Origin of the sequence: Photorhabdus asymbiotica, assembly GCF_003634575.1 — a bacterium.
In the GTDB taxonomy this organism is placed as follows: Bacteria; Pseudomonadota; Gammaproteobacteria; order Enterobacterales; family Enterobacteriaceae; genus Photorhabdus; species Photorhabdus asymbiotica.
Genome location: NZ_RBLJ01000001.1, coordinates 1,202,560 through 1,215,467, shown reverse-complemented (window position 1 = coordinate 1,215,467; position 12,908 = coordinate 1,202,560). Strand labels below are relative to the sequence as shown.

Here is a 12,908-nt window from a genome sequence, read left to right as displayed (position 1 = left end):
TGCAAATTTAAGGAAAGAGTTTCGTGTCAGAAGAGCAGACTCAGTTGATAAATCCATTGATAGAACAGTTTCTTGATGCTATTTGGTTAGAACATGATCTTGCGGAAAATACGCTTATTTCTTATCGGTTGGATTTACAGGCATTGGATAACTGGCTGGTTAATTATGGTCATGATTTATTATCTGTTCAATCAATTGATTTGCAATCTTTTCTGGCCGAACGCGTAGATGGGGGATATAAAGCCAGTAGCTCAGCACGTTTACTCAGTGCCATGCGTCAGTTATTCCAGTATTTTTACCGGGAAAAAATGCGGGCAGATGATCCGACTGCGCTTTTATCAGCACCTAAATTACCTAAGCGATTGCCTAAAGATTTAAGTGAAAAGCAGGTAGAAGCCTTGCTTAATGCGCCCTGTACCGATCAGCCTGTGGAACTGAGGGATAAAGCGATGCTTGAGGTGCTTTATGCTTGTGGTTTACGAGTCTCTGAGTTGGTGGGGTTGACACTTTCTGACGTCAGTCTGCGTCAGGGAGTAGTACGGGTGATTGGTAAAGGCAATAAAGAACGATTGGTGCCTTTAGGAGAAGAAGCCATTTATTGGTTGGAGAATTATATAGAGTACGGGAGAGACGGATTGCTAAATGGTGCAACTCTGGATGTGCTTTTTCCCAGTAACCGGGGGCGACAAATGACGCGACAGACTTTCTGGTACCGAATTAAACATTATGCCCTATTGGCCGGAATTGATACTGAACGACTATCTCCTCATGTTTTGCGCCATGCATTTGCAACGCATTTGCTTAATCATGGGGCTGATTTACGGGTTGTGCAGATGTTACTGGGGCATAGCGATCTATCCACAACACAAATATATACTCATGTAGCAACAGAACGACTCAGATTGCTACATCAACAACATCATCCGCGTGGGTGAGCGTGGATTTAAAGGAACTGAATAATGAAAAAAAGCGTGTTATGTTTTTCTCTTTTGCTGACCTTAATTAGCGGAAATGCACTGGCTGATGATGGCGCTATTCATGGAACAATGCAAAAATTGGGGATCAAGGTAGAAAGTATCAAACCATCACCTATTGTTGGTTTAAATACGATAGTCACCGAGCAAGGTATCATTTATTTATCTGATGACGGCAAGTATTTATTGCAAGGGCCAATTTACGACGTCAGTGGTAGTTCTCCAGTGAATGTCAGTAATCAATTATTAATGAAAAAGCTGGAAGCGATGAAAGACCAAATGATTGTCTACAAAGCGCCAGAAGAAAAGCATGTTGTGACTGTTTTCACGGATATTACATGTGGTTACTGCCATAAATTGCATGAAAATATGAAAGAATACAATAAATTGGGGATTACTGTTCGCTATTTGGCATTCCCTCGCCAGGGCATGAAGCATAAGTCTGCTGAAGAGATGCAATCTATTTGGTGTAGTGCGACGCCACAGAAATCACTGGATGCTGCGTTTAAAGGTAATGATATTTCGCCAATTAAAGGCTGTAAGGTGAATATCGCTAACCATTATAAATTGGGGCTCCAGTTTGGCGTGCAGGGAACGCCGGCGATTATCCTTAAAGATGGCAACTTATTAGGTGGATATATGCCACCAGAAGCGTTGGCAAAGACATTAGATCAGAGTGGTAAATAAGTTTAGTGAATATTGAAACACGACTCCGCCGCCGTCCGGCGGTGGATGATAGTCACCTTCCACAACAAATCCATCCGTTACTGCGCCGTTTATATGCCATTCGAGGTATCCAGCAAGCTAATGAATTGGAGCGAAGTGTGCAAGGATTGCTCAATTATCAGCATCTGAGTGGTGTACAACAGGCGGTATCGCTATTACTGGCAGCATTGCATGAACACTGGCGTATCGTTATTGTCGGCGATTTTGATGCTGACGGTGCAACCAGTACGGCACTGGCTATCCGATCATTACGCGCGATGGGATATCGTAATCTGGATTATCTGGTGCCAAATCGTTTTGAAGATGGTTATGGCTTAAGCCCACAGGTGGTAGAGGAGGTCGTCAAAAAAGGCGCCGATCTTATTATTACCGTGGATAATGGTATCTCTTCTCATGATGGGGTTGCGGCGGCTCATCAGCACCAGATGAAGGTGATTGTCACAGATCATCACTTGCCGGGTGAGATTCTGCCAGCCGCTGATGCCATTATTAACCCCAATCTGTCTGATTGTTCGTTTCCGTCTAAATCATTAGCGGGAGTTGGCGTCACATTTTATTTGATGTCTGCTTTGAGAGCGGCTCTGAGAAAAGAGCAATGGTTTGAAAAGCAGGGTGTTGCTCTGCCGAATTTAGCCGAAATGCTGGATTTGGTTGCGCTGGGAACTGTCGCCGATGTTGTGCCTTTGGATACCAATAACCGGATTTTGGTTTATCAGGGGCTAAATCGCATTCGTGCCGGACGTTGTTGCGCGGGGATTCGTGCATTACTGGAAGTTTCCAAACGTGATGCTCATAAACTGACCGCCAGCGATTTGGGTTTTTTTCTTGGACCAAGGTTGAATGCCGCAGGTCGTCTGGATGACATGTCTATTGGCGTCGCTTTATTGCTAACTGATGATATAGCAAAAGCGCGTCAGATAGCTTGCGAATTGGATGGACTGAATCATACCCGTCGTGAAATAGAACAGGGAATGCAGCAAGAAGCACTGCAAATCTGTGACAAACTCGAACGTACTAGCACTGAATTGCCTTATGGACTGGCGCTCTATCATCCCGAATGGCATCAGGGGGTAGTGGGCATTCTGGCATCCCGTATTAAAGAACGTTTTCACCGGCCTGTTATCGCTTTTGCGCCGGCGGGTGATGGTACTTTGAAAGGTTCTGGCCGTTCAGTTCAGGGGCTGCATATGCGTGATGCCCTTGAACGATTGGATACTTTAAATCCAGGGTTGATACTTAAGTTTGGTGGTCATGCAATGGCTGCCGGCCTGTCACTTGAACAGGATAAATTTGAACAATTCCAGCATCATTTTTCTGTTCTGATGGCAGATTGGTTGGATATTTCGCAACTTGAAGGTGTTATCTGGAGTGATGGTGAATTGGCGATTGGTGAACTGACATTAGAAATGGCTGAAATGTTGCGTGATGGTGGCCCTTGGGGGCAAGCCTTCCCGGAACCTGTTTTTGACGGTAAATTCAAGTTACATCAACAGCGTATTGTTGGAGAACGTCATTTAAAAGTGATTGTAGAGCCATTAAATGGTGGACCAATGTTAGATGGTATCGTATTCAATATCGATCCAACTCGCTGGCCGGATAACAGTGTCCGTGCAGTGGAACTTGCTTATAAACTGGATGTTAATGAGTTTAGAGGCAATCGTGATGTGCAACTTTTGATTCAGCATCTTTGGCCTTATTAACGTCCCTGAAGGTGTGCTTGACATGATAAAAGCATGGTGAGCTAAAAACGAAAACCGGACTTTAAAAAACAGCATGTAGGTAAATGATGAAAGGGATTTTGCCAATCCTTTTCATCACAACTCACGCATCATTGGCGAATTTTCATTAATTCTGATTAAACATTGCATTGATTGCTGATTGATTGGCAATCGAGTACTACCGCCGTATTTTCCTTTTTCAACAGAAGAACTTCGATAGTTTTGTGGGCTGTCCTCATTCACTATTCATTCAAAAGAATGGTTTGTAATAATCACTTCAGTCGTATCTTGTTTATCCCCCCGTTTACTGGTCCTTGTGTTAATTATGTGTTTATGGATTGTTATAAAACATAAGTTATTACATATATTCGAGGCGATAAAATCCGCCATTTTCGGACTGTTCTTATATACCTTAAGTTAAATTCGATGCATTATTAACCATCTGTTAACTCACAAGTGGTAAAAATATGATAGTGATTTCAGTTAAACCCATTCTTCATGTGGTCAGCCGATGGAGAAGCGAATAGATGGCAATAGGGTATTTTTTGCTCGTTGGTGATAAGACGACCTGTGGCGGCCAGATTATTACCGGTGACCACACCATGACATTTAACGGGCGGGCAACCGCGCGTGAAGGGGATAAGGTGACCTGTGGTAAACATCCCGGTACTTATATGATTGTCGGGGGTGTTTCAGATGTGTTTGACATGGGGCGAAAACTGGCGGGCACATTGGACAGTGTCAGTACCTGCCCCTGTCGGGCCCGGTTTATTAATTCGGAGAGGGACAGTTACGAAAAACAGGAGCAGCCCAATCATCCGGCCACAGCGCCGGTTAATATGGCGGCTCAGAATGTCTCATCGCCGGTTAAGGAAGCGGAAAGCGTGCAGTCCGGGCCGCCTCCGGTGATAAAAGCCCCGCCGCCAACCCCGGTGTTTACCAAGTCTTGCCTGCGGGGTAAAGGCTGTACCGATGCCGGAACCGACGCGGAACCCGCGGATAATTTCGGGCGCATGGGGATCTATCAGGTTTCGTCATCGCCTGCGCCGGTGACGACGCCGAAGCCAGAACCGCCCCCACAAGGCGGAAAACACTCGCCGAAACCGGATAAACCGCAGGATAAAAAATTACCGTGGTATAAACGGTGGTTGAGTGATGGCAAAGATAAAACCGAAGCCGCCGCGACCGCGATGGCTGCGACTGCCCGCAGCGCAGTAGCGGAAGGGGAAGCACTGGCGATGCGTTACATCGGTGGTAGCGCCATCAGTGCCGGACGCTGGCTGGTGGCCCCGAATCCGGTAACGGTTGGGCTAATGGGACTGTTCTATTCGCCGTCGCTGAATCAGGGTGAGGAGGATTATTTAAGTGAGTATCAACTCAGGCAAATAGCCGAACAGTTTGGTAAAGTGCCGACTCGTGTTCGTTTCCGCTGGATCAGAGATGAAGAAAGCGGCAGGATGACGGTTCAGGGGTATCACGTCAGCCCGGAAAGTGGGCTGGATGAAGTGCCGGTTCATGTGATGAGATTGAACCAGACCACGGGGAATTACGAGTTCTGGGAGCCGGGAGAGAACAGGCCGACGATTTTATGGACGCCGAACGAACAGGAATTTAAAGTTCCGGCCCATACCGGGAATGAAGAACCGCCGTTTATTCCATCGCAAATAACCGTATTGCCGATCCCGGATAAAGTGGGCAGCGATATTGAATCGCTACCGATGCCGGAAGAAAAGGATTTCCGCGATTATATTCTGGTACTTCCCATTCCGAATATGCCGCCGGTGTATGTGTATTTGAGTAAACCGCCGGTGAAATTGTTTGAAGTGGATTTGTATCGCAATTTTGCGGGCAGATTAAGAAATGGAACACATGCTGATCATATGCCTTCGGCTGCTGCGGTTAAGGCAAGGTTAAAAGCGTTATATCCTAAATTATTACCTTCCGAATTAAATTCTGATTCTAAAAATGTATCTGCAATTATTATTCCGGAAGAGGTACATAAAAAACTCAGTCAAACTTATGGAGGAAGAAATTCGGCAGAACAGATTGAAAGAGATTCGCAAGATTTACGTGCGGCATTAGATAGGAATTTTGATGCCATAAAACCGAGCTTGAAAAGCTATGGTGCAACAGAAGTACAGCTTGAAAATGCTCGCCATAGGATGCATAAACTAAACGAGGAACAGGGGTTGTATAAATGACAGTCAATGTAGAGGTACTAATAAACAATCTAGGAAGAACTTATCAGGAAATTTTTAATGAAGGATTAATTCCTTATAAAACCAAACCTGCAGGGTTTGCTGGAGATCCTGATATATCTTTAAATATGGCTAAAGAAGGTGTTTACTTGTCCTTTAGAAGGGTTAATAAAGTTTTATTTGCTATAGAGCTTACTTTAATTGATGAGAAGAAACCACAATACCGGTTTCCAAATGAGCTACCTTCACCATTAGTTCCGATGATGTCTCGGCAATGGGTTCATGAGTATTTTGGAAATCCTGAAAAATCACTTCCTCCTCAGAAAATATTAAAGAGAGATACTGGCTGGACAGAATTATATACACTGCTAGATTTTCGTATTCCAACTAGTATGCAAATTAATTACGATTTACTAGAACGTGTTAAAATAGTGGCATTCTTACCCACATCAGAAGTACGTTGGTAGTTAATAATAAACATGGGAGATTCTTTTTAAGAGCCAATTCATTTGCAAGCAGCTTGGAAATCCAAATAGCAGATGAATTGGTTTCACCAAGAACGGGGGTTATATAAACAATGGTGATTAATATTAATATGTTAATTAAGTTACTTAGAGAAAAACGCAGAGCAATTTATTGAAAAGGAAATTATTTCGGTTAATAATTTGAATGTTTTTTTAATTTTCTGCTTTTATTGGATAAAGAGGTTATAAAAATAATGGTGGTTAATGTTTAAGTGTTAATAAATAGCCTGAAAAAATCTTATCAGGAAATTTTTTATTGAAAATCAATCTGTTAATTATTTTTTTTGGGTAAAAGGTGTTAATTATGACTATTTAATCTATCTACGACAAAGTTTACTCCAGATTGAAAAAGTTAATAAAATCATTTCCTTTTGGGAAATATACTTTCTGATTAAACGAATCATGTTCTTATTTTTCTTTTTTTCAAAAATGGATATAAGAATTAGTAGAGTTGATTTTTATTTTTCATTTTTTACTGATGGTTTTATAATAAGTCGGTTTTAAACTGTTTTAAAAGTTATCGTGTTAATCCTCAGTTTTAGTCGGTGTAAAGTTTTAATTATGATTTTTACCATCTGATTTTTATCAAGTTTAATCATCATGGCATATCGTGGTTTTACGTTTAATGAACGTTAATCATAGCCGATTTTAGTTTTAATGATGCTGTTTTACCGGTAATCCTGAATAGTTTTAATAAGTTGTCCTCACGGATAATCCCCTATTTTTAGGTCTTAAATCCTGCCAGATTAATCGTTTTATCCATTTTTTATTGTGTTATTTTTGGGATTTACTGCATAAAATAACAGAGAAAAAGCGTTTAAATACCCGTTTCTTCGGATAATATTCGTTTTTACACCGATTGCTTTTCAACTCTTTATTAATGGTTAATGGGCTTCGATTAAATACAGTTAACTATCTTTTTGAAAAGTGCATTTGTTGATTTAAATCTGCCTTTTATTATATAAAAACTTTAATATCCCTGCATTTTATGGAGGATTAGGTCAATGTAAAATAAAGGCAAGGATAACATCGTCGATAAATCATTAAATAGCATTGATTGCAATTGAGTACTACCGCCGTATTTTCCTTTTTCAACAGAAGAACCTCGATAGTTTTGTGGGCTGTCCTCATTCACTATTCATTCAAAAGAATGGTTTGTAATAATCACTTCAGTCGTATCTTGTTTATCCCCCTTTACTGGTCCTTGTGTTAATTATGTGTTTATGGCTTGTTATAAAACATAAGTTATTACATATATTCGAGGCGATAAAATCAGCCATTTTCGGACTATTCCTATATACCTTAAGTTAAATTCGATGCATTACTGACCATTTGTTAACTCACAAGTGGTAAAAATATGATAGTGATTTCAGTTAAACCCATTCTTCATGTGGTCAGCCAATGGAGAAGCGAATAGATTGCAATAGGATATTTTTTGCTCGTTGGTGATAAGACGACTTGTGGCGGCCAGATTATTACCGGTGACCACACGATGACATTTAACGGGAAGGCAACCGCGCGTGAAGGGGATAAGGTGACCTGCGGTAAACATCCCGGTACTTATATGATTGTCGGGGGTGTTTCAGATGTGTTTGACATGGGACGCAAACTGGCGGGCACATTGGACAGTGTCAGTACCTGCCCCTGTCGGGCCTGGTTTATTAATTCGGAGAGGGACAGTTACGAAAAACAGGAGCAGCCCAATCATCCGGCCACAGCGCCGGTTAATATGGCGGCTCAGAATATCTCATCGCCGGTTAAGGAAGCGGAAAGCGTGCAATCCGGGCCGCCTCCGGTGATAAAAGCCCCGCCGCCAACCCCGGTGTTTACCAAGTCTTGTCTGCGGGGTAAAGGCTGTACTGATGCTGGAACCGACGCGGAACCCGCGGATAATTTCGGGCGCATGGGGATCTATCAGGTTTCGTCATCGCCTGCGCCGGTGACACCGCCGAAACCGGAACCACCGCCCCCAAATAAGAAACACCCGCCGGAGCCGGATAAGAGGTTGCTAATGATCCTGAGTTGTCTAAGCAATTTATTCCAAGGAATGGAACTAGAATGAAACATGGAAGAGCGCCTAGAGCAAGATTTATTGATACATTAGGAAAGAGGCGTTCTTTTGAAATCCATCATGTTGATTTGGTTAAGAATGGCGGCAATATCTATGATTTTGATAATCTACGAGTCGTGACACCAAAGCGGCATATTGAAATTCATTCAAATAAAGAGATAAAGAAAAATGAAACTGAAAAATAAATTGGAAGAATATACCGAAAATGAATTTATAGATTTAATTTCAAGAATAATATCGGATGAAGGTACGGAGAAAGAGCAAGATACTTTATTAGAGAATTTTATAAAAATAACTGAACATCCTTCGGGGACAGATTTAATTTATTATCCCGAAAATGGAGAAAATGATTCTCCAGAGGGAATTTTAAAAACTATAAAAGAATGGCGAGCTAAAAACGGCAAACCTGGCTTTAAGGAATAACCGGGATTCGGTAAATGAGGAAAAGGATTTCCTCGATTATATTCTGGTCTTTCCTGCCGGTTCAGGCATGAAACCAATTTATGTGATGTTCAATACTCCCCGAAATCAACCGGGCGTAGTTACTGGTCGGGGGCAAAAATCGAAGGAAATTGGTTAAGTCGCGCAGGACAAGGTATGGGAGCCCCCATTCCCAGTCAGATAGCGGATAAATTACGTGGGAGGAGATTTAATAGCTTTGACGATTTCAGAAAGGTGTTTTGGAAAGAGGTTGGTAGTGATCCGGAATTGTCTAAACAATTCACAAGAGCAAATGCGGTAAACGTACCTAAAGGTTATTCCCCATATACAATTCCTGAAGAGCAGGCTGGAGGTAGAGAAGTATTTGAGATTCATCATGTTAAATCAATTAATGAAGGTGGTGAGGTTTATAACATGGATAATCTTCGCATATTGACGCCGAAGCGGCATATAAAAATACACGCTAATAAAGGAGAAAAGTGGGATGAATTTAAAAAGTAAGTTGGAAGATTATACAGAAACTGAATTTTTAGTTCTGCTGAATAAAATTTTCAATGGTGAATGTAAAACTGAGTATGAATATCACAGTTTAGTAAAACATATTGAAATAATTACCGAGCATCCCAGACGAAATGGGTTAATTTTCTACCCAGAAAATGGAGTGGAAGATAGCCCTGAAGGTGTGCTTAAAGTTATAAAGGAATGGCGAGCTAAAAACGGCAAACCTGGCTTTAAGGAATAACTGGGATTCGGTAAATGAGGAAAAGGATTTCCGCGATTATATTTTGGTACTTCCCATCCCGAATATGCCGCCGGTGTATACCCTTCATCTTTCAAGCTGCTGCTTTGTTGGCTGCTTTCACTCACCCCAGTCACATAGTTATCTATGCTCCTAGGGATTCGTTCATTTGCCGCCGCGCTGCAACTCGAAATTTATTGGGTATATATGCTATAGGTTAGATATAAATAAAGAGGTTATATCAATAATGACGATCAATGTTGAAGAATTAATTAATAGTTTGGGGACAACCTATCGGGAAATTTTTGATGAAGGGCTAATTCCTTATAAAACCAAACCAACAGGATATCCTGGAGATCCTGAGATATCCCTGCATATGATTAAAGAAGGTGTACATCTTGCGTTTAAGAGAGATAACAAAGTTTTATTTGCGATAGGGCTTATCTTGATTGATGAGAAAAAAAATTCATACCAGTTTCCAAATGAACTACCATCACCACTAATTCCTATCATGTTCCGGCAATGGATTCATGAACATTTTGGTGATCCTGAAAAATCACTCCCACCAAGAAAAAGGTTGACTAAAGAAATTGGCTGGACTGAGCTATATACGTTATTGGATTTTCGTATTCCAACCAGCATGCAGATTGATTATGATCTACTAGAACAGGTCAAACTGGTGACATTCTTACCCACATCAGAAGTACGTTGGTAGTTAATAATAAACATGGGAGGTTCTTTTTAAAAGCCAATTCATTTGCAGGCAGCTTGGAAATCCAAATAGCAGATGAATGGGTTTTACCAAGAACGGGGTTACATAAATAAAGGTGATCAATATTAATATTTTAATGAATTACTTAGAGAAAACCGCAGAGCAATTTATTGAAAAGGAAATTATTCCGGTTAATAATTTGAATGTTTTTTCAATTTTCTGTTTTTATTGGATAAAGAGGTTATATAAACAATGGCAGTTAATATTGAAGCATTAATAAATATCTTGGGAAAATCTTATCAGGAAATTTTTATTGAAAAGCAATCTTTTAATTATTATTTGGGGGGTAAAATGTATTAATTATGACTATTTAATCTATACCCTTCATCTTTCAAGTTGCTGCTTTGTTGGCTGCTTTCACTCACCCCAGTCACATAGTTATCTATGCTCCTGGGGATTCGTTCACTTGCCGTCGCGCTGCAACTCGAAATCTATTGGGTATATATCCGAAAAAATTTACTTCAGGTTAAAAACGTTAATAAAATCATTCCCTTTTATAAAATATATTTTATGATTAAACGACTCATATTCTTATTTTCATTTTTTCCAAAAAGAGATATAAGTATTCACCGCGTTAGTTTTTTTATTTTTCACTGATGGTTTTATAATAAACCAGTTTTAAACTATTTTAAAAGTCATAGTATTAATCCTTGGTTTTAATCGGGATAAAGTTTTAACCACTTTTAACGCCTGATTTTTAACAAATTTAATCGTCATGGCATATATACCCTATGGATTTCAAGATGCATCGCGACGGCCAGGGAGCGAATCCCCGGGAGCATAGATAACTATGTGACCGGGGTGAGTGAGTGCAGCCAACAAAGAGGCAACTTGAAAGATAACGGGTATAGTGGTTTTACGTTTAATGAACATTAATCATAGTCGATTTTAGTTTTAATGATGCTGTTTTACCGGTAATCCTGAATAGTTTTAATCAGGCATCCTCTTGATGTTTTTACGAATAATCCCCCCTTTTTTTAGGGCTTAAACTTTGCCAGATTAACCGTTTTATCCATTTTTTTATTGGTTATTTTGGGGATTTACTGCATAAAATAACGGCGAGAAAGCTATTGGGTATAAATACCTGTCTGTTCGGATAATATTCGTTTTTACACCGATTGCTTTTCAACTCTTTATTAATGGTTAATGGGCTTCGATTAAATACAGTTAACTATCTTTTTGAAAAGTGCATTTATTGATTTAAATTTGCCTTTAATATAAAAACTTTAATATCCCTGCACTTATGCTTTCAAATAGTTATAGCGGATTAGGTAAATATAAGATAAATGTAGGGATAACATCGTCGATAAATCATTAAATAGGGCAGTAAATAAGCCGTTTTTAGTCATGTCGTATCTATCAGGGCGCCGGGCGTAGTTTATCTTTGCAACTACCAGAGGGGATAAAGCTTTGCCTGATGTAAAATCTCCAGCCAGACCATTTTGTGCTGTGCAAGCTCAACGGGAATCTTGCTTGATTTATCAATAACCAAGACGATGCATGAACATTTCCATAAACTGGCAGCAATGAATACGTTACAAATCGGTTGAAGTGCTATAAACCCTTTGCTAAATCCGCTACAATACGCGGTTCGAAAAACATCCCATTTATTTACGACTACACAACGTAAGACACTAAAATATGTTTGAAATTAATCCGGTAAAAAACCACATTCAGGACCTGTCTGAACGGACAACGGTTCTGAGGGGGTATCTTTGACTACGATGTCAAAAAAGAACGCTTAGAAGAAGTTAATGCCGAACTGGAGCAACCTGATGTCTGGAATGAGCCGGAACGGGCACAGGCTTTGGGTAAAGAACGCTCCTCACTGGAAGAGATTGTTGAGACCATTGATCAGCTTGAGCAAGGTCTGGAAGATGTACAAGGCTTGCTGGAACTGGCCGTAGAAGCTGACGATGAAGAGACTTTCCATGAAGCGGTGGCAGAGTTGGAACAGCTTGAAGGCAAATTGGGTCAGTTAGAGTTCCGCCGTATGTTCTCTGGTGAGTATGACAGTGCTAACTGTTATCTTGATTTGCAGGCAGGTTCTGGCGGTACTGAAGCTCAGGATTGGGCAAGTATGTTGATGCGTATGTATCTGCGTTGGGCTGAATCCAAAGGTTTTAAAACTGAAATCATTGAAGAATCAGATGGTGAAGTTGCCGGATTGAAATCAGCAACTATTAGGATCATGGGTGATTATGCTTATGGTTGGTTGCGTACTGAAACCGGTGTTCACCGTTTAGTCCGCAAGAGTCCATTTGATTCTGGTGGCCGTCGCCATACTTCATTCAGTTCTGCGTTCATCTATCCTGAAGTGGATGATGACATTGATATTGAAATTAACCCGGCAGACTTACGTATTGACGTTTATCGTGCATCAGGTGCGGGTGGGCAGCACGTTAACAAAACAGAATCTGCAGTGCGTATTACCCATATTCCAACTAACATTGTGACTCAGTGTCAGAATGACCGTTCTCAGCATAAAAATAAAGACCAGGCAATGAAACAGCTGAAAGCGAAGCTGTATGAACTGGAAATGCAGAAGAAGAACGCTAATAGGCAGGAAATGGAAGAGAATAAATCTGATATTGGCTGGGGTAGCCAAATCCGCTCTTATGTTCTGGATGATTCACGAATCAAAGACTTACGCACCGGTGTTGAAACTCGTAATACTCAATCAGTGCTGGATGGTGATCTGGATAAATTCATTGAAGCAAGCCTTAAAGCTGGCTTATGAGGAAC

The 12,908-nt window shown here is 40.7% G+C and carries 12 protein-coding genes and 1 pseudogene; all 13 read left to right on the top strand.

The window, feature by feature from the left end; translation table 11 throughout:
* The first annotated feature begins 23 nt into the window (after positions 1-23).
* The 13 genes and pseudogenes from xerD (at position 24) to prfB (ending at position 12,903) form a co-directional block, all read left to right on the top strand.
* A complete protein-coding gene (gene xerD / locus BDD30_RS05380; protein WP_015833357.1) occupies positions 24-935 on the top strand; it encodes a site-specific tyrosine recombinase XerD in 912 nt (303 codons plus the stop codon).
* 24 nt (positions 936-959) lie between these two features.
* Positions 960-1,661 (top strand): bifunctional protein-disulfide isomerase/oxidoreductase DsbC, encoded by a 702-nt coding sequence (gene dsbC / locus BDD30_RS05375; RefSeq protein WP_015833358.1) that lies wholly within the window; start codon positions 960-962, stop codon positions 1,659-1,661.
* Between the two features lie 5 nt (positions 1,662-1,666).
* Positions 1,667-3,400, top strand: a complete 1,734-nt coding sequence (gene recJ, locus BDD30_RS05370; RefSeq protein ID WP_015833359.1) for a single-stranded-DNA-specific exonuclease RecJ — start codon at positions 1,667-1,669, stop codon at positions 3,398-3,400.
* 545 nt (positions 3,401-3,945) lie between these two features.
* The gene (locus BDD30_RS05365; protein ID WP_015833360.1) at positions 3,946-5,619 is read left to right on the top strand and encodes an S-type pyocin domain-containing protein; all 1,674 of its coding nucleotides are present in this window, start codon (positions 3,946-3,948) and stop codon (positions 5,617-5,619) included.
* Positions 5,616-6,083 (top strand): DUF6392 family protein, encoded by a 468-nt coding sequence (locus BDD30_RS05360; RefSeq protein WP_015833361.1) that lies wholly within the window; start codon positions 5,616-5,618, stop codon positions 6,081-6,083. Before BDD30_RS05365 ends, BDD30_RS05360 begins: the two co-directional genes overlap by 4 nt.
* A 1,474-nt stretch (positions 6,084-7,557) precedes the next feature.
* Positions 7,558-8,142: pseudogene (locus BDD30_RS05355) on the top strand (PAAR domain-containing protein); the annotation flags it as partial.
* Between the two features lie 56 nt (positions 8,143-8,198).
* A complete protein-coding gene (locus tag BDD30_RS05350; protein ID WP_015833363.1) occupies positions 8,199-8,396 on the top strand; it encodes an HNH endonuclease signature motif containing protein in 198 nt (65 codons plus the stop codon).
* Positions 8,380-8,634: a bacteriocin immunity protein gene (locus tag BDD30_RS05345; RefSeq protein ID WP_015833364.1), complete on the top strand. Its 255-nt coding sequence runs from the start codon at positions 8,380-8,382 to the stop codon at positions 8,632-8,634. Before BDD30_RS05350 ends, BDD30_RS05345 begins: the two co-directional genes overlap by 17 nt.
* A complete protein-coding gene (locus BDD30_RS05340) occupies positions 8,618-8,791 on the top strand; it encodes an S-type pyocin domain-containing protein (RefSeq protein ID WP_081461568.1) in 174 nt (57 codons plus the stop codon). Before BDD30_RS05345 ends, BDD30_RS05340 begins: the two co-directional genes overlap by 17 nt.
* Positions 8,792-8,808: 17 nt before the next feature.
* Positions 8,809-9,153 (top strand): HNH endonuclease signature motif containing protein, encoded by a 345-nt coding sequence (locus BDD30_RS05335; RefSeq protein WP_015833365.1) that lies wholly within the window; start codon positions 8,809-8,811, stop codon positions 9,151-9,153.
* A complete protein-coding gene (locus BDD30_RS05330; RefSeq protein ID WP_015833366.1) occupies positions 9,137-9,394 on the top strand; it encodes a bacteriocin immunity protein in 258 nt (85 codons plus the stop codon). The genes BDD30_RS05335 and BDD30_RS05330 overlap by 17 nt, the downstream gene beginning before the upstream one ends.
* Before the next feature lie 244 nt (positions 9,395-9,638).
* Positions 9,639-10,106, top strand: a complete 468-nt coding sequence (locus tag BDD30_RS05320; RefSeq protein ID WP_015833367.1) for a DUF6392 family protein — start codon at positions 9,639-9,641, stop codon at positions 10,104-10,106.
* 1,698 nt (positions 10,107-11,804) lie between these two features.
* Positions 11,805-12,903 (top strand): peptide chain release factor 2 gene (gene prfB, locus BDD30_RS05315; RefSeq protein WP_121302561.1). Its coding sequence is split into 2 segments (ribosomal slippage): positions 11,805-11,879 and positions 11,881-12,903, totalling 1,098 coding nucleotides; the frame shifts between segments, so codons are not numbered across the junction.
* Positions 12,904-12,908 lie beyond the last annotated feature (5 nt).

Bases quoted from the DNA above. Each gene is read 5' to 3' on its own strand.
- BDD30_RS05335 (WP_015833365.1), top strand. From the start codon at position 8,809: ATGGGAGCCCCCATTCCCAGTCAGATAGCGGATAAATTACGTGGGAGG.
- dsbC (WP_015833358.1), top strand. From the start codon at position 960: ATGAAAAAAAGCGTGTTATGTTTTTCTCTTTTGCTGACCTTAATTAGC.
- BDD30_RS05320 (WP_015833367.1), top strand. From the start codon at position 9,639: ATGACGATCAATGTTGAAGAATTAATTAATAGTTTGGGGACAACCTAT.
- BDD30_RS05345 (WP_015833364.1), top strand. From the start codon at position 8,380: ATGAAACTGAAAAATAAATTGGAAGAATATACCGAAAATGAATTTATA.
- BDD30_RS05365 (WP_015833360.1), top strand. From the start codon at position 3,946: ATGGCAATAGGGTATTTTTTGCTCGTTGGTGATAAGACGACCTGTGGC.
- BDD30_RS05330 (WP_015833366.1), top strand. From the start codon at position 9,137: ATGAATTTAAAAAGTAAGTTGGAAGATTATACAGAAACTGAATTTTTA.
- BDD30_RS05350 (WP_015833363.1), top strand. From the start codon at position 8,199: ATGAAACATGGAAGAGCGCCTAGAGCAAGATTTATTGATACATTAGGA.
- BDD30_RS05360 (WP_015833361.1), top strand. From the start codon at position 5,616: ATGACAGTCAATGTAGAGGTACTAATAAACAATCTAGGAAGAACTTAT.